The 17,397-nt window shown below is 49.1% G+C and carries 14 protein-coding genes; 6 read left to right on the plus strand and 8 right to left on the minus strand.

The features are described 5' to 3' along the window. Window positions 1-25 precede the first annotated feature (25 nt). The 4 genes from E5355_RS08555 to xerD form a co-directional block, all read right to left on the minus strand. Window positions 26-1,564 (minus strand): YifB family Mg chelatase-like AAA ATPase, encoded by a 1,539-nt coding sequence (locus E5355_RS08555; RefSeq protein ID WP_136010013.1) that lies wholly within the window; start codon window positions 1,562-1,564, stop codon window positions 26-28. A gap of 38 nt (window positions 1,565-1,602) precedes the next feature. Further along, entirely contained in the window at window positions 1,603-2,676 is a 1,074-nt protein-coding gene (locus E5355_RS08560) for a DUF4369 domain-containing protein (RefSeq protein WP_136010014.1), read from the minus strand. A 111-nt stretch (window positions 2,677-2,787) separates the two neighbouring features. Next, a complete protein-coding gene (locus tag E5355_RS08565; RefSeq protein WP_136010015.1) occupies window positions 2,788-4,482 on the minus strand; it encodes a tetratricopeptide repeat protein in 1,695 nt (564 codons plus the stop codon). Between the two features lie 136 nt (window positions 4,483-4,618). After that, window positions 4,619-5,572, minus strand: a complete 954-nt coding sequence (gene xerD / locus E5355_RS08570) for a site-specific tyrosine recombinase XerD (protein ID WP_136010016.1) — start codon at window positions 5,570-5,572, stop codon at window positions 4,619-4,621. Window positions 5,573-5,710: 138 nt separating this feature from the next. Between xerD and aroQ the strand changes: the two genes are divergently transcribed. The 5 genes from aroQ (at window position 5,711) to E5355_RS08595 (ending at window position 10,054) form a co-directional block, all read left to right on the plus strand. Next, a complete protein-coding gene (gene aroQ / locus E5355_RS08575) occupies window positions 5,711-6,190 on the plus strand; it encodes a type II 3-dehydroquinate dehydratase (protein ID WP_246866914.1) in 480 nt (159 codons plus the stop codon). A 30-nt stretch (window positions 6,191-6,220) separates the two neighbouring features. Further along, window positions 6,221-7,678, plus strand: a complete 1,458-nt coding sequence (gene pyk / locus E5355_RS08580) for a pyruvate kinase (protein WP_136010017.1) — start codon at window positions 6,221-6,223, stop codon at window positions 7,676-7,678. 97 nt (window positions 7,679-7,775) lie between these two features. Further along, complete coding sequence (locus E5355_RS08585) at window positions 7,776-8,405, plus strand: O-methyltransferase (RefSeq protein ID WP_136010052.1); 630 nt, start codon at window positions 7,776-7,778, stop codon at window positions 8,403-8,405. Between the two features lie 60 nt (window positions 8,406-8,465). Continuing rightward, the gene (rbfA, locus tag E5355_RS08590; protein WP_136010018.1) at window positions 8,466-8,798 is read left to right on the plus strand and encodes a 30S ribosome-binding factor RbfA; all 333 of its coding nucleotides are present in this window, start codon (window positions 8,466-8,468) and stop codon (window positions 8,796-8,798) included. Window positions 8,799-8,824: 26 nt separating this feature from the next. Next, a complete protein-coding gene (locus tag E5355_RS08595) occupies window positions 8,825-10,054 on the plus strand; it encodes an FtsX-like permease family protein (protein ID WP_136010019.1) in 1,230 nt (409 codons plus the stop codon). Here the strand turns inward: E5355_RS08595 and E5355_RS19410 are convergent. Next, window positions 10,029-10,304, minus strand: coding sequence for a hypothetical protein (locus E5355_RS19410; protein WP_168354307.1), 276 nt, complete (start codon window positions 10,302-10,304; stop codon window positions 10,029-10,031). The genes E5355_RS08595 and E5355_RS19410 overlap by 26 nt on opposite strands. A 54-nt stretch (window positions 10,305-10,358) precedes the next feature. Between E5355_RS19410 and E5355_RS08600 the strand changes: the two genes are divergently transcribed. Then, the gene (locus E5355_RS08600; protein ID WP_136010020.1) at window positions 10,359-11,327 is read left to right on the plus strand and encodes an Rpn family recombination-promoting nuclease/putative transposase; all 969 of its coding nucleotides are present in this window, start codon (window positions 10,359-10,361) and stop codon (window positions 11,325-11,327) included. Between the two features lie 410 nt (window positions 11,328-11,737). Here the strand turns inward: E5355_RS08600 and E5355_RS08605 are convergent, their stop codons facing one another. The 3 genes from E5355_RS08605 to E5355_RS08615 all read right to left on the minus strand — a co-directional run bounded on the left by E5355_RS08605 (window position 11,738) and on the right by E5355_RS08615 (window position 17,274). Next, entirely contained in the window at window positions 11,738-11,968 is a 231-nt protein-coding gene (locus tag E5355_RS08605; RefSeq protein WP_136010021.1) for a TlpA family protein disulfide reductase, read from the minus strand. Window positions 11,969-12,275: 307 nt separating this feature from the next. Beyond that, the gene (locus E5355_RS08610) at window positions 12,276-14,132 is read right to left on the minus strand and encodes a RagB/SusD family nutrient uptake outer membrane protein (protein ID WP_136010022.1); all 1,857 of its coding nucleotides are present in this window, start codon (window positions 14,130-14,132) and stop codon (window positions 12,276-12,278) included. A 19-nt stretch (window positions 14,133-14,151) separates the two neighbouring features. Continuing rightward, window positions 14,152-17,274 carry a SusC/RagA family TonB-linked outer membrane protein gene (locus E5355_RS08615; protein WP_136010023.1) on the minus strand — a complete coding sequence of 1,041 codons (3,123 nt, stop codon included), beginning with the start codon at window positions 17,272-17,274 and terminating at the stop codon, window positions 14,152-14,154. Window positions 17,275-17,397: the final 123 nt, after the last annotated feature.

Raw genomic sequence — 17,397 nt, forward strand, 5'->3', positions numbered from 1 at the left:
GGCAGTCCTGATGCTGTACCTCGGTTTATCCTGCCCAGTCTTCCCTGTCCAGGTTTCTGTAACCGATAGCTTCCGCCAGGTGCGCCGGCTGTATCAATTCGCTGCCTTCCAAGTCGGCGATGGTGCGCGCCACTTTCAATATGCGGTCGTAGGCACGTGCCGAAAGGTTCAGCCGGTTCATGGCATTCTTGAGCATGGCAAGCCCTTTCTCATCCGGACGGGCGTAGAGAGACAGCAACTTGCTGTTCATTTGCGCATTGCAATATACACCGGGAATGTCTGCGTATCTGGCTTCTTGAATTTGCCGGGCATATATCACACGCTCTCGTATCGTGGCGCTCGACTCACCCGGGCGGGTGTCCGCCATCTTTTCAAAGGGGAGTGGGGTGACTTCGATTTGCAGGTCTATGCGGTCGAGTAAAGGCCCGGATATACGATTCAGATACTTCTGTACTTGCCCGGGGCTGCAAACGCAGGCTTTGGTAGGGTGGTTATAGTAGCCGCATGGGCATGGGTTCATAGAGGCTACCAGCATAAAACTGGCGGGATATTCCACATTGCACCGAATGCGTGATACGGTAATTTTTCTATCTTCCAGCGGTTGACGGAGAACCTCCAAAACGCTGCGGTTATACTCAGGCAATTCGTCGAGGTACAGGATTCCATTATGTGCCAGGCTGATTTCGCCGGGTTGGGGAAAACTGCCTCCACCGGTCATGGCTACTGTGGAAATGGAATTGTGCGGATCGCGGAACGGGCGTTTTGAAATAAGTCCGCCGCCCTTGCCAAGTTTTCCGGCAACGGAATGGATTTTGGTTGTTTCCAGACTTTCTCCCAACGATAGGGGAGGAAGTATGGAGGGGAGGCGCTTTGCCAGCATGGATTTTCCGCTGCCGGGGGCCCCTATGAGAAGAATATTGTGGCTGCCTGCGGCGGCTACTTCCAGAGCCCGCTTCACGTTTTCCTGCCCCTTTACTTCCGCAAAGTCCAGCTCGAAAGAGCTTTGCTGGGAGTAGAACTCTTCACGGGTATTGACCTGCGTCGGAGCCAATTCTTGTTTTCCGTTGAAGAATTCAATGACATCCTTGATATTTTCCACGCCATAGACTTTCAAGTTATTCACTACGGCGGCCTCATGTGCGTTCGAGCAGGGAACTATCATTCCTTCAAAGCCCAGTTCTCTGGCTTTGATGGCAATGGGAAGTGCTCCTTTGATTGGTTGCAGGCTACCGTCGAGGCTTAGTTCGCCCATCAACAGATAACGGTCCAGTTTATCAGACCGGATAACCTCGCTGGCTGCCAGCATGCCGATGGCTAAAGGCAAATCATAAGCAGAGCCTTCTTTTCGGATATCTGCCGGTGCCATGTTGATGACGATATTACTGGTCGGCATCCGGTAACCGTTGACCTGCAAAGCAGATATGATGCGTTGATGGCTTTCTTTTACCGCAGAATCCGGCAAGCCGACTAAATAGAACATACAGCCTCTGGAGCTGTTGACTTCAATGGTGATGAGGGTTGCGTCAATACCTTGAACAGCCGCTCCAAAAACTTTTATGAGCACGTTTTAATAATTAGGGGTTAATGATGGCAGGGTGGGGGCTACCGTCGGTTTTGTTTTTTGAGTCTCTTTCCGGTCTTTTCCTTCTCTTTCTCCTTTTGCTCTATTTCTGCCAGTTTCTTCTTAATGTCTTCCTCGCTCATGTTTTTCCCTTCAATTTTTCCGGAAGGGCTAAGAAACAGATTGGCCGGCAATGCTTGTATGGCGAGCTGCTTGACGGGAGAGGTATTCCATCCGGAGAAATCACAACTCTGTTCCCACTTCAGGGTATCTCTTTTGATTGCTTCTTCCCATTCCTTTTTGTCAATGTCCAGGGAGATGCCCCAGAGGGCGAATAGCTTGTTCTTTTCTTCTTTCTTGTAAATCCTGCGCAGGGCAGCGTTGGCTTCCATGCTTTGTTGGTTCCAGGATGCCCAGAAATGTATCAACAGATATTTGTCCTTAAAATTGGTGCGGCTGATTTGTGTACCTTTCGCATTGGGCAGATGAATGTACGGGATTGTTTTCCCGACAGATACTTTCTCTTCTTCTTGGATAAGGTCAAGCAGTTCATCTACATACGGGCGGTCTTTTAGTCCTCCGGTCATGTGTTCTGTCATTTCTTTGATTAAGGCGAAGTCCGGTTGCGGTTTTTGCACGAAATATTTTTCCAGCAGATAGATGCTTGCCAATGAAGCAGGATGGCTGTTGATAAAGGTCTTTGCTTTTTCCTCCAATGCTTTCTCCGAGGAAGTGCTTAAACCTTTCAACTCTTTCTGAAAGGCTGTCAGTTCTTCATTGAAGACATTCCCCGTAATTTCCAATGAAGTAATATCGGAAGCAGAACCTTTTATCTTTATTTTATTTCCTTTGTTCAAGTAAAGAGGATACTCTGTACCGTCACTGAATAGCAACCATGCAGAGGCCAGCGTGTCGGTGCTGAGGGTTACGGAGAACTTGTCATCCTTGACAAGCAGTGTGTCCATACGGTTATAGAACTTGTCCGTACCATATATATAAAGGGTATCATTCCCCAGTCCTTTGATTTCACCACTTAGGTGGACTGAATTCGTGTTTTTGTCGCCGCAGGCAGACAATATGATAAGCAGAAGGTATGCAAGATAGATTTTCTTCATTCCGGGTCTTTTTCTGATACTTCGTCGCGAAAATACTTCTTTTTGGTGTGAATAAAAAGAAATGCCCGACATATTTCTATGCCGGGCACGTTCTTTTCAATCTAACCTTTATTATTTGATGATATTCATAAAGTCAGTGTCAGTGAAGTATTTGGCGAATTCCAGGTCAGAAGCAGCTTTCTTAGCCAAAGCCGGTTCTTTTGCAATGGCATTCTTCAGACTGCTGGTTACCATAGATGTATTGTTGGTTCTTGCACCAAGTACAGCCTTCAGGTAGTCAGTGTAAGCGTCTGGCTTTTCTACGCCGGCCAGTGTGCTCTTAGCCTTGTTGTAGTCTTTAGCCAGGATTTGTGCCAAAGCTGCGCTGTTGGTTTTTGTGTCACCGAATGAGTTGACTGCTCTTTCATACTGTCCTTGGGCTACATACAGATTACCCAATGCCTCGTTCAGCTCTTTAGAACCGGAAGCTTTGCTCATGTAGCTTTCTGCAGTAGTTCTGTCACCCTTAGTCAAGGCAATCAGACCGAGGTTCATGTTTGCTTCAGGAGCATCCTTGATGGAAAGGGCTTTCTTGAAGTAGCTTTCTGCCTTGTTAAGGTCACCAGCCTGATAAGCCAGTTTGCCTAAGTTGTTGTAAGCACGGAAATCGTTAGGGTAAATTTGAGTAGCTTTTGTGAAGATAGCTTCTTGCTTGGCAACATCTTTAGTCAAGGTGGTAGCATACAGCAATTCTTCGATGTTCAATTGTTTGGCATCGCTGTCAGCCAGTTTTGCGATTTCTTCGTCGGACTTGCCGATGATTTCGTAGTTCAAAGTCAGACGTGAACGACGCAGTTGCGGCAGGATTTCGTCAGCCAAAGTCTTATAAACAGAAGAGATGTTCTTGATTTCCTGTTCTCTTTGTTCGGGATCCTGATACATGGAAAGAACGCGAAGAATCAATTCTTTGTCTTGGATGTTTGATTTGGATACCAGTTCCTGGAAGCCTTCCCAGTCCTGAGCTGTATACTTGGTGTCTACCGCTGCATTGATTTTTGCTCTCTTCAAATCTCTGTTGATTATCTTGGCCGTGTTGTCCTGGCGGTTCTCAGCCAGAGTGGTATTCAAGCCTACACCACCATCGGGAGAAGCGTATGCGGAGATTTCGATGTTGCTGATTTTCTTGTTTTCAGCTTCGTCTATGTTTTTCACTTCTTTGCCGAATTCTTTGGCAGTCTTCAATTCGCTGGCGCGTACGTTGGCTTGTTGAATCAAGAACATGATGTTGGCGTCATGCTTTTCTTTGATGATACGTTGGAAAGCGTCGTCACCGTTGGCGGGGTTAGCGCTGCCCAATGTTTGTTCCAGCATCTCAGAAGTGGAGATTACACCGTCGGCTACTTTTACGGCAGGTATATTGACAGTCTTTTTGCCTACTGTAGCCTTGAATTCCAAATACAGTTCGGATTTTGCCATTTCCGGTACATAGTCGAAAGATGTCTTCATGGTGTAGCTGCCGCCCATCTTGTAAGAGATAGTCTGGTCATTACCTTCTACCTTTTCTCCCTGGAATACAGCAGACTGGCCTTTAGCTTCGCCACCGTTCCATTTCAGCACCGGGGTAACTTCTACCACAGCCTTCTTGTTGAAGTACTTTTCGGGGAATTTTCCGTTGATTGTAGCGGGAACTTTACCACCTACAGCTTCCAAAACTTGAGGAGTCACGGTGAAATAATCTGATGACAATTCACCCATCTTTTTGCTGCACGATGTCATTAATGCAACAACCATTGCCATTAAAAACGGCAGATACAATTTCTTAGTCATTTTAGGTATAAATTAATTGTTTGTAATTGAAATTTGTCTATTTCATGTTAGTGTGCTATTTAGACATGGACACAACAACGCAAAGATATTAAATCCTATTACAGTTTGTTAACTCGCGCGGTAATTTTATCATAATTTAATGAATTTCCCGCTCTTTGCGGTACTTTATATTACGGGGATGGTGTTCTATGATTTCACTACGCAATCTGTGCCGGTCGATGTGTGTGTAAATTTCTGTTGTAGCGATGGATTCGTGGCCCAGCATGCTTTGTATGGCGCGCAGGTTGGCGCCTCCTTCAAGCAGGTGAGTGGCAAAGGAATGGCGGAAGGTGTGCGGACTGATGTTCTTGGTGATGCCGGCCTGCTTTGCCAGTTCCTTGATAAGGTGGAATACCATGATGCGTGAGATATTTTTGCCCCAGCGTGCCAGGAATACGTAGTCTTCGAAGTCCTTTTTGATTTTCCAGCCTCCATTGCGGTCCACAAACCAGTTCCTTATTTCTTTGATGGCACGGGACGATATGGGTACAAGGCGTTGTTTGCTGCCCTTGCCTTCTACCTTGATGAAGCCTTCGTCGAAATACAGGTCGGAGATTTTCAGGTTGCACAGTTCCGATACCCGCAGGCCGCAACTGTATAGAGTCTCGAGGATGGCCCGGTTGCGTTGCCCCTCGTTTGTGCCTTGGTCGATGGCGGAGATGATACGGTCTATCTCTTCCACCGTCAGCACTTCCGGCAGATGAAATCCGATTTTAGGCCCCTCCAGCAGTTCGCTGGGGTCTCCCTCCAGATAGTCGGACACAACGAGGAAATGAAAGAATGACTTGATGCCTGACAGAATGCGTGCCTGCGAACGGGGATGGATGCCGATATCGTGTAGTCCGGAGGCAAAATGTTGCAAGTCATCCAGCGTTGTGTCAAGGATAGCGATGTTCTCTTCTTTCAGAAAACGCAACAACTTATCCAAGTCCGTTTGATAAGCATTCACCGTATTGGGCGAGAGTGCTTTCTCTAATTTTAGATACTGGTAGTACTTTCTGATTATCAGTGCCTGTTTCTCCTTATTCATGAACTTTTCTTCTGATTTCATTTCTTTTTTGCTACCTTTGCGCTGTAATTACGTATCCGGTCGGTTCGTACTTGTTCCGTACCTATAGACTACGGAGCAAGTATCAGCCGGATACGGAGCAAGCCCTTTTCAAGGGACAAAGGTATAAAAAATTGTGTTATGAGGATACAGATTATTAACGGCCCCAATATAAATCTCTTGGGCAAACGTGAACCTTCCATTTACGGTAGCGTAACTTTTGAAGACTATCTGGCTGAGCTCCGTAAGAAATATGCGGATGTACAAATTGACTATTTCCAGTCCAACATTGAGGGAGAGCTGATAGATAAGATTCAACAGGTGGGTTTTGATGTGGATGGCATCATTTTGAATGCGGGTGCTTACACACATACATCCATCGCCCTGCAAGATGCTATCCGTTCGGTCACTTCTCCGGTGATTGAGGTACATATCTCTAATGTGCATGCCCGCGAGGCTTTTCGTCATGTGTCCATGATTTCCTGCGCTTGCAAGGGTGTTATTCTCGGTTTCGGGCTGAATTCCTACCGTCTGGCCATGGAGGCGTTAAAAGAAGCTCTCTTCACTGACTTCGTCAGCAGAGAGAAGTTTATTGCATTACTTGAAGAGGGAGCTGTCTAAAGATTATTAAATAAAATAGGTATATAGATTATGTTATTGAAGCAAACGAAGATTGTAGCAACGATTTCTGACCAGCGCTGTGATGTTGATTTTATAAAGCAGTTGTTCGATGCGGGTATGAATGTTGTACGTATGAATACTGCACATCTTGCTCGTGAAGGTGCTGAGAAGTTGATAAACAATGTGCGTACGGTTTCCAACCGTATTGCCATCCTGATGGATACGAAAGGACCGGAGGTCCGTACTACTGTCCTTGCCGAGCCCATTCCTTTCAAGGCAGGCGACCGCGTGAAGGTGGTAGGCAATCCGGAACAGGAAACTACCCGTGAATGTATTTCTGTTTCGTATTCTCACTTTGTTAAAGACCTGGATGTGGACGGCCATATCTTAATTGACGACGGTGATTTGGAGTTGATTGTTGTGGAGAAGACTCCCGACTATCTGCTTTGCGAAGTACAGAATGAAGCAGTCTTGGGCAGCCGCAAGAGCGTCAACGTTCCGGGTGTCCGCATCAATCTGCCCTCTTTGACGGAGAAGGACCGCACCAATATCCTTTATGCCATTGAGAAGAATATAGATTTCATTGCCCACTCTTTTGTGCGCAACAAGCAGGATATACTCGACATCAAGTCCATCCTCGATGCTCACAATAGCGACATCCGTATTGTTGCCAAGATTGAGAATCAGGAAGGTGTCGACAATATTGATGAAATCCTGGAAGTGGCGGACGGTGTGATGGTGGCTCGCGGTGACCTCGGTATTGAAATTCCGCAGGAACGTATTCCGGGCATCCAGCGTGTGCTTATCCGCAAGTGCATTCTTGCCAAAAAACCGGTGATTGTAGCCACACAGATGCTTCATACCATGATTTCCAATCCGCGTCCCACCCGTGCGGAGGTGACGGATATCGCCAATGCCATCTACTATCGTACGGATGCCTTGATGTTGAGCGGCGAAACCGCCTATGGAAAGTATCCGGTAGAAGCAGTGAAGACAATGACCACGATTGCCGCCCAAGCGGAGAAAGACAAGCTGCCTGACAATGATATCCGTATTCCGTTGGACGAGAACAGCAACGATGTGACTGCGTTCCTGGCCAAACAAGCGGTAAAGGCTACCACCAAACTGAAAATCCGTGCCATCATCACCGACAGCTACAGCGGCCGTACTGCCCGTAACCTTGCTGCTTTCCGTGGCAAATATCCGGTATTGGCCATTTGCTACAAGGAAAAGACCATGCGTCACCTGGCTCTTTCGTATGGTGTGGAGGCCATCTACATGCCCGAACTGGCCAACGGACAGGAGTATTATTTCGCCGCCTTGCGCCGCCTGCTGAAGGAAGGTAAGCTGTTGCCTACCGACATGGTGGGCTATCTGAGCAGCGGTAAAGCCGGTACGCGCACTTCCTTCCTCGAAATCAACGTAGTGGAAGATGCCTTGAAGCATGCGGAAGACAGCGTGCTGCCCAATAGTAACAGATACTTATAATAATTGATAATGGACAGTTGATGATGGATGAGTGCCATGCGGAGTGGCAGTCCATTATCAACTGTCCATCATCAACCATCCATTATCAATTAACAAAGTGACGATTGACGAATACATTTTGCAGCACATTGATGATGAGGGCGATTATCTGAAAGCACTCTATCGTGACACGCATGTCAAGCTGCTATATCCCCGCATGGCTTCCGGGCATTTGCAGGGGCGCATGCTCAAGATGTTTGTCCGGATGATCCGTCCCCGGCAGGTGCTGGAGATAGGGACTTATAGCGGATACTCTGCCTTGTGCATGGCCGAAGGGTTGCCGGAGGGCGGGATGCTGCATACGTTCGAGATTAACGACGAGCAGGAAGACTTCACCCGCCCGTGGCTGGAGAATTCCGGTTACGCGGATAAAATCAAGTTCTACATCGGCGATGCCTTGGAGTTGGTGTCGCAACTGGACCTCACTTTCGACCTGGCTTTCATCGACGGGGATAAGCGCAAGTACATAGAGTATTATGAGATGGTGCTTGCCCGCCTCTCCGATGGAGGCTATATCATAGCCGACAATACGTTGTGGGACGGGCATGTGCTTGAAGAGCATCCTCATGGCAAAGACTTGCAGACCATCGGCATCAAGGCCTTCAATGACCTTGTGGCACACGACAAGCGCGTGGAAAAGGTGATTCTTCCCTTGCGCGACGGCCTGACTATCATAAAAAAACTGTAAACATAGCGTTCGAGTGATATATTTATGTACCTTTGTTCCTGAAATAAAGGAATTCAATGTATGGAGACAACCCGTCAGAACAAAATAGCCCGTTTGCTCCAGAAGGAGCTGAGTGAGATTTTCCTGTTGCAGACTAAGTCCATGCCCGGCATGCTGGTATCGGTCAGTGTCGTGCGCATCAGCCCCGACATGAGTGTGGCGCGTGCTTACCTCAGCATCTTTCCTTCCGAGAAAGGGGAGGAGATGATAAAGAACATCAATGCCAATATGAAGTCCATCCGCTATGAGCTGGGCAAACGTGTGCGCCACCAGCTCCGCATCATTCCCGAACTGAAGTTCTTTGTGGACGATTCGCTGGATTATCTCGAGAAAATAGACGAACTGCTGAAATAGAGTGTCCGGTGACCGGCTGATTCATCATGAACCTGTCTTTTTTCATAGCCCGGCGATACCTTTTCTCCAAGAAGAAGCACCATGCCATCAATATCATCTCCGCTATCTCGGTATGCGGAGTGGCACTGGCCACGTTGGCGCTGGTGTGCACCCTTTCCGTGTTCAACGGTTTTCAGGATATGGTGGCGGGGTTCTTTACGGCTTTCGACCCGGAGCTGAAAATCACGGTTCGCGAAGGGAAGGTGTTCGACCCGCATTCTGCCGTCTTCCGGCAACTGCGTGCCTTGCCCCAGATTGAGGTATGGACGGAGACGCTGGAAGAGAATGCCATGGTGCAGTACAAGGACCGTCAGGCCATGGCAGTCATCAAGGGCGTAGACGATAACTTCGAGCAACTGACCTCCATCGACAGTCTGCTTTATGGTACCGGCAGGTTCATCCTGCACGACGAGGTCGTTGATTACGGCATCTTGGGCGTGGAACTGGTCTCCGAACTGGGCACTGGGATTCAGTTCGTCGATCCCTTGCAGATATATGCTCCCAAACGGAACGCCCGGGTCAACCTGGCCAATCCTTCCGCTTCCTTCAGCCGCGGCCATCTGTTCTCGCCAGGGGCAGTGTTCGTGGTCAACCAGCAGAAATACGATGCCGGCTATATTCTCACCTCTCTTGCTTTTGCCCGTCGCCTGTTCGGTTACGGCACGGAGGTCTCGGCGGTAGAACTGAAGCTGAAGCCGGAGGCCGATGCGGATGTAGTCAAAAAGGAGATTTCCCGCATTCTGGGCGACGACTTCTCCGTGCAGAACCGCTATGAGCAGCAGGCCGACGTGTTCCGCATCATGGAAATAGAGAAGTTCATCTCCTATCTTTTCCTTACCTTTATCCTGGCTATCTCTTGCTTCAATGTGATAGGCTCCCTGTCCATGCTGATTCTGGACAAGCGCGAGGATGTGGAGACCTTGCGGCACCTTGGTGCTGACAACAGTCTGATTTCCAAAATCTTCCTCTTTGAGGGTCGTCTGATTTCCACATTCGGTGCACTGGCTGGCATCGTGCTGGGGCTGTTGCTTTGCTTTCTTCAGCAACGTTTCGGCTTCGTCTCGTTGGGAGGCGGCGGCGATTTCGTGGTCGATGCCTATCCTGTCAGCATACATCTGACGGATGTGCTGCTGGTGTTTGCCACGGTATCGGTGGTAGGTTTCCTCTCCGTGTGGTATCCGGTGCATTACTTTACGCGCAGGCTGCTGAAGAGGTGAGGGCAAAGATGACGTATCTTTCCTTTTGATATAACTGCTTCTGAATCAATTGATAAGTACTGCAAAAGAATGCAACCGTTTTGCAGTGATGCTGCAATCCTTTTGCAGTGGTACTGCAACTGCTTTGCAGTGGTTCTGCAATCTGTTTGCAGTGGCTTTGCATTTCCATTGCAGTAACGTTGGCAGCCGGCAATCGGCATGAAAAAGAAAATCGCCCTCGAATATCTCCGAATAAATCCTTGATTTTCATAACCGTTATCCGAAATAAATCTTATCTTTGCAACTGCCAAATAAATTGTATGATATGAATCAACCGGACCGATATATCCGTTTTGACTGGGCGGTGAAGCGCCTCCTTCGCCAGAAAGCCAACTTCGGTGTGCTCGAAGGCTTCCTCACTGTACTTTTGGATGAGGAGGTTACCATCATCGAGTTGCTTGAGAGCGAGAGCAACCAGCAGGCCGCAGATGACAAGTTCAACCGTGTGGACATCAAAGCACTGAACAGCAAGGGCGAAATCATCATTGTGGAGATACAGAACACCCGCGAGTTGTACTACTTGGAGCGCATCCTCTATGGCGTTGCCAAAGCCATCACCGAGCATATCAGCTTGGGCGAGCGTTACTATGCCGTGAAGAAGATTTACTCCGTCAGCATCCTCTACTTCGACATCGGTAAGGGGAACGATTACCTTTATCATGGCCAGAACACCTTTACAGGTGTTCATACGGGCGACCATTTGGAAATCACCACGAAAGAAAAGAACGCCATCGTTCATAAACTTCCCGCCACTATCTTTCCCGAATACTTCCTGATTCGCGTGAATGAGTTCAATAAAGTGGCCGTCACTCCTCTGGAGGAGTGGATAGAGTATCTGAAGACGGGTTGTATCCGTCCCGATACCCAGGCTCCGGGCCTGGGTGAAGCGCGTCAGAAACTGATTTATTACAACATGTCTCCTGCAGAGCGTCATGCCTATGACGAGCATCTCAGTGCGATGATGATACAGAACGACGTACTGGACGGGGCGAAGTTGGAAGGTCGGATGGAAGGCAGAATGGAAGGCAGAATGGAAGGCAGAATGGAAGGCCGGATGGAAGGCCGGATGGAAGGGCTTGCAGAGGGGCGCATGGAAGGGCTTGCAGAGGGCTTGGAGAAAGGGCGAGAAGAGGAACGTTTTGCCACTGCCCGTAAAATGAAGGCTAAAGGAATAGACAATGCTGTAATATCCGATATTACCGGACTTGGCAGTGAGGATATAGACAAGCTTTAGCTGGCACTTTGCAAAGATTCTTAAGAGATTGTTTAAGAGCCTGTTTGCAGAAAATTTAAAACAGGTTCTTGAATTTTGTGACACTTGTCACATTCCGTTATACAGAGAGATTTGCTGTAAATAGCTCTTCTTTTCTGATGTTATCGTAATTTTCTTCCTTATAACACATGTAATCAAGATGGGTGATACCTTTCTCTTGCGGAGGTAATCATAAGCGGACAGCTATTGCCTATATATTTCCCGGAGATATCCTTCACCGCTGTCTCTTGAAAAGGGAAGAGGTTTCACCGGAAAAGCCGATAGATAGGGTATTTCAGAAAGAAGTGAAAGATGTGGAAGCGGAAAATGTCATAATAATAATCCGTGCAATCATTTGCATAATGTCAGTTGTTCCATCATCTGAGCGAGCGTCAGGGGATTTGTTCCTTTACCATCAACTCTTTCCAGTTCTTTTTTCGGTTGTCCTCGTCTATGGATATGTATATGAACTCTATGACGGTGTTCTTTTTCGAGTACAGTTCCTTCAACAGCGGAATCAGCTTGTGACAAGGAGCACACCAAGATGTCGAGAAGATGACAAAAGTATATTTCGTGATGTCCGAAACGATGTATTCCTTTTTTAGAAGTAGGATATGCGGCAATCATCTTTTCATATCGCAAGAAGGTGTGCTCTTCATCTTCTTTTCGGTATATCCGGTAGTCATCGTGCCATACATTTAATTCCCCTATGATTTCACGGGACGGATTGAGGATGGGTGTATTAGGACAAGCGTAACACTTTGTTCTGTGCTCCTGCTTGCGTGAATACAGGCAGATTAATAGAATGATTTTAGCAGATGTTTGTTCTTTGTTGTTTCGGTTTATAAGATTAGGGAAAGATAAACAGAAGCAGCGTTGCCGTAGCTTGTACGAGGTAACGCTGCTTGCTGCTTGACAGATTAAAGAGTATTACGGGTTAGGAATATCCATCGGCTCCACATTGTTTTCGGAACCGGCATAGCCCGGAGTCTGATTGATGTGTCCCTCTGTGTTTGTGGCGATGGCCTTTTCGGCAATGGGCCACAGCACGTGGTGCGGAGAGAGCGTGTATTCCAGTCCTGTCTTGTTCTTCACGCCTTTGTTGTAGAACTCCGTACGGTCCATGATGCGGTTGTAGAAGTAGTTGTTCTGTGTGAAGTTGTCCATGCTGTAGGTGCGGCCCTTCTCGTCGGCTTTCCCGGTCTTGGCAAAGAGGAAGGCGATGCGGGTCAGCTCGCACTTGCGGGGCTCTTCGTAGAACAGCTCGCGGGCGCGTTCGTCCAGAATCTGGCTGATGTTCACCTCACTTGCATCCAGCGGACGGGCATTGGCGCGCTTACGCACCACGTTCAGGTCTTGGGCAGCAAGGTCGGTCTTGCCCATCCAGGCGTAGGCTTCGGCACGCAGCAGGTAAGTCTCTGCCAAGCGGAACACATACCAGTCGGCCCAGCCTCCACGCCACCAACCGGCTTTCTGGTCGGGGATGTTGGACTTGTAGTGGGGCCAGCCGCTCCATGCGCGGATGGTGTCCGGCGAGAGGATAGTGCCGTTGTCGGCATACAGGCGGACGTTTTGTCCGAACCAGCTCTTGTCCTTCATGTCGGGGTTGTTGTACTTCAGGTCGCTGACGTGCATCCAGTTGCCCGGCTTGCGGCGATAGTCTTCGTATTCACCTTCGGTATTTTTTTCCCAAATCATGTACTGGTGATACCAGGTGGCGCGGAGCGTGTTCAGGCCGCGGCCGTATTCCACGAGGTAGGGGTTCTTCGTCTCGTTGTTGTCGGCAAAGCCATTCTCGCCGGCAGGTGTCTTCAGCTGGTTGGCTGCGGAGTACCAAGGAATAATCTGGCGCTTGATTTCCAGGCCGGCTGCCGAGCGCATGTCACTGCCGGCATCGTAGCGGTCGATGCTGATGTAGAGCACTTCCTTGTTTTCGGGCAGCGCCTTGTTGTCTGGCTGGTGCAAGTCCCATACCACGTCTTTCTCTGCCAGGTCTTTGTCCACACCGAAGCGTTCGGTCATCAGGCGGTGAACGCCGTCACCTATCACTTCGTTGGCAGAGGCTACGGCATCCTCAAACTCGCCCAGTGCGAGGTTTATCTTTGTCAGCAGGTGGTAGGCGGCTGCCTTGGTCACCTGGCCGATGTAGACATCGTTGGAGAGGAACGGAGCGTAAGTGTCGAGGTCGTTCTTCAGATAGCGCAGGATGGCTTCGCGCTTGGTGGTGTTGAAGTCGTAGCGCGGCCCCAGTACTTCGTGTACAATGAAAGGCACATCGCCATACTGATGTACCAAACGGTAGTAGCGGTAAGCGCGGTGGAAGGCGGCAAGGCCCAGCACTTCGTTTTTCTTTCTTTCATCCATGTCTACGCCTTCGGCACGGTCGAAGATGGTGTTGGCATCCTTGATGCCCTTGTACAGGTAGGTCCAGTAGTTATTGATTTGACTGGCATTGCCCATCAGGCTGGCCGATGGGGTAATTTGACGTGTCAGGTCTACCGGAGCGTTGGAGGCATCGGTACGTCCGTTCACGCCCATCTCGGAGAAGAAGTACTCCGACAGAATGTCGGGGTCGGCAGAGCCTGCCGTGGGATAGAAGTCGAAGTAACGCGCATCGCGGTTCAGCATATCGGTACTGGTTTTCAGTCCCTCGTAGGTGTTGAACGTATTTTCTGGAGTAAAGAAAGAGAGCGGCTTGGGGTCCAGCCAGTCGGAACAGCCGGTGGCGGTGAACATCACCCCCAGCATGCCGGCGTATCCTAATGTATGTTTAATCAAACTTTTCATATTTTTGTTTATCTATATGTTATAATGTCATGTTAATACCAAAAGTTACGGTTCTCGGTGTATTGGCATCCGAGTGTTCGGGGTCGTAGGCTGGCCAGCCGGTGAAGTAACCCAGGTTCTTCACGGTCAGGTTTAGGCGCAACGCTTCCAGTTTCACGGGCTTCAGCAGGTTCTTGGGGAAGCTGTAGCCGAACGAGAGATTGTCGATACGCATGAAGGAGGCCTTCTTATAGATGTAGTATGTGATACCGCTGGGGCTTTTGGCAGACAGACGCGGATAGTCGTTGATGGGGTTTTCGGCAGTCCAGTAGTCACACTTTATCTGGTTCACGGTGTTCAGCAGGGCGTTGTTGTTGGTAAAGCGGTTTTGCTTCTTGATGTGCCCCAGGTAGGAATACATACTGAAAGAGATGTCGAAGTTCTTGAAGAGCGTGAACTCGTTGCGCATGTTCCAGCGTACCTTCGGAGTGGTATTGCCAAGGAACACTTTGTCGTCGTTGCTGTACTTATAGTTCTTGTCCGCGTCTAAGATTTTCGGGTCGCCCGGAATCTGGCCGTACTTGGCGGCCTCTTCGCGTTCGTTCTCCTGCCATACGCCTATGAATTTAAAGCTCCAAACTTCATCCAGTGCATGGTCGATGAAGTAGCCTTTGTCAATGTCATTGGCCTCTTTCTGTCCGATTACGTTGCCGTTCTCGTCTTTCACGTCTTCCATCACGCCATACAGGTGTTTGATGGTGTTCTTGTTGTAGGCGAGGTTGAAAGTGGTGCGCCAGGTCAGTACATTGTTCTGGATATTGGTGGAGTGCAGGGAGAGTTCCACACCGCGGTTCCATACTTCACCGATGTTGGATTTCACGCTGGGATAACCTATGATGGTAGGCAGCTGGCGGTCATTCAGCAGGTCTGTCGTGCTCTTGTGGTAGATGTCGATGCCTCCACCCAGGCGACCTCCCAGTGTAGTAAAGTCAAGACCGATGTTGTAGGACGTGGTCTTTTCCCATTTCAGGTGTGGATTGGCCATGCTGTTGCAGTAGAAGGTGTTGGCATTTACCAGTTCGCCTGTCTTCTGGTCGATGTAGAGGTATTTCATGGCGCGCAGCTGCATCAGGGCAGCATATTCGCCTACCGAGCGGTTACCGTTCTCACTGTAGGAGAGGCGCAGCTTGGCATAGTCCAGCCAGTTGACGTTCAGATTCTTGAAGAAAGGCTCTTCGGTGAAGACCCATCCCAATGCCACGGAGGGGAATGTAGCCCACGGATTTTCCTGGCCGAAAGCGGAATAACCGTCGCGGCGTACGGTGGCAGTAATCAGGTAGCGGTCGGCAAACGAATAGTGCAGACGTGCCATCATGGCAGCACCGGTGCGGTAAATGTCATTGGAACCTACATTAGGCACGGTACCGAATTCGATGCCGTGGAAGCCTAAGTTGTCGCTCGGCTGGAAAGCCTCGTTTTCGGCTTGTGTTCTCCAGCGTTGGAACTTCTCCCAGTTCAGCAATCCGGTGAAGTCCAGCGAGTGCTTACCGAAACTCCTGTTCCATTTCAGCATGTTGTCCCATTGCCAGTAGAAGTCTTTCTGCGCCCAACGGTTGACGAGACCGCCTTGTGCACCCGAACCGGGGTGGTCGGCACTTTTGTGGAACATATAGTTCACCCATTCGAAGCGGGGAGAGTAAGTGGTCTGTAAGGAGAAGCCCAGCGGCAAATCAAATTTCAGATAGAGAGAAGCATTCAGGTTTTCGTAGTCTTTCTTTTTATCTGTATAGACCATATTCAGCAGGGGGTTGGTGGCGTTGTTGTTGGAGTTGGGATAGTAAGTCAGGTTTCCTTCTTCGTCGTACACGTTGCCGTATGGAGAAAGTGCCGTACTCCATGTGGCATACGAATTGATTTGAGTTTCGGCCGTATTATTGCTGTCATACGGCATCTTGCCTTCGTTGCGCGAGGTGAACTGTGCATTGACACCGTATGTAAGGAAGTCCTGTACCTTGTTCTGCAGGTTTACACGGGCACGGATGGCGCTGTATTCGCTGCCTACATTGTTGCTTTCGTTCTTAAGGTAGTTGATGGAGGTATAATAGGACATCTCTCCTTTCTTACCCGATACGCTCAGCGTATAGTCTTGGCGCAAAGCAGTCTGCTGCGTCAAATCTTTCCAATCTACGGTGCGACCGGCCATGTAGTTGTCAATTTCCACACTTTCCAATCTCAGGCGGGTCAGCCATACGCGCGTGGGATCACCTGTATCGGAGCCCATCCATTCGGCCAATTCGGTATTGGTCATGTTGGCAGGGTTGTCGAAGTAGCCCGTAGCAGCTTGTTCATACTGCTGGCTTTTCATCACGTCCTGGCGGAAGTTGATGAAGTCTTGTCCTTGGTAGACTTCGGGGCTGGAGTGTACCATGTTCCATCCCCAGCTTCCGTTGAAGCTGATGGTGGGTTTGTCACCACCGCCCTTTTTGGTGGTGATGAGCACCACACCGTTGGCAGCTTGCGCACCGTAAACGGCTGTGGAACTGGCATCTTTCAGTACATCCACGCGCTCAATGTCGTTCGGGTTGATGTCGGTCATCTGACCGCTGAAGATAACGCCGTCCAATACCAGCAATGGGGCTGTGCTGGCAGCAATAGAGCCTTTACCGCGAATCAGCATGGAGCTGTTTCCCTTGGCATCCGTCTCCATACCTACAGAAAGGCCTGCCACGCCCGTGCGGAGCATGTCTTGGATGGTCTGGCGTTGTTCTTTCTCCATGTCCGTACCTTTAATGGAGGCAACGGCACCGGTCAGGTCGGACTTCTTCATCGTACCGTAACCCACTACGACCACTTCCTGCAACATCTCGCTGTCTTCTTTCAGGATGATTTTTGCCGGAACGGCATTCGCCTTGAAGGTCTGCGGTGTGTAACCGATGAAGGTCACCTGGATTTCAGACTTGGAGTTGACCGACAGCTTGAAGCGTCCGTCCAGGTCGGTGATAACTCCGTTCGTGGTGCCCACCTCAAGGACATTGGCACCAATTACCGGTTCGCCCTGGTTATCCACTACCTCGCCCGAGACAGTGACCTTCCCGTCTTGTGCCGACATTGGCAGGCAGAAGAGAACCAGTAACAATAAAAACACGTACTTTTTCAAATTCATTTTTTTAATTTAGATTAGGATTTAAAATAATTGTGAATTATGTATATTTGCAATATTTAAATTCTTATGTGGTGCTTTTCTGTGTATTCTTGATTAAGAAATTCTTTAAGGCTTCCGTACTTG

It is taken from the genome of Bacteroides muris (ex Afrizal et al. 2022) (genome assembly GCF_004793475.1).
GTDB lineage: Bacteria > Bacteroidota > Bacteroidia > Bacteroidales > Bacteroidaceae > Bacteroides > Bacteroides muris.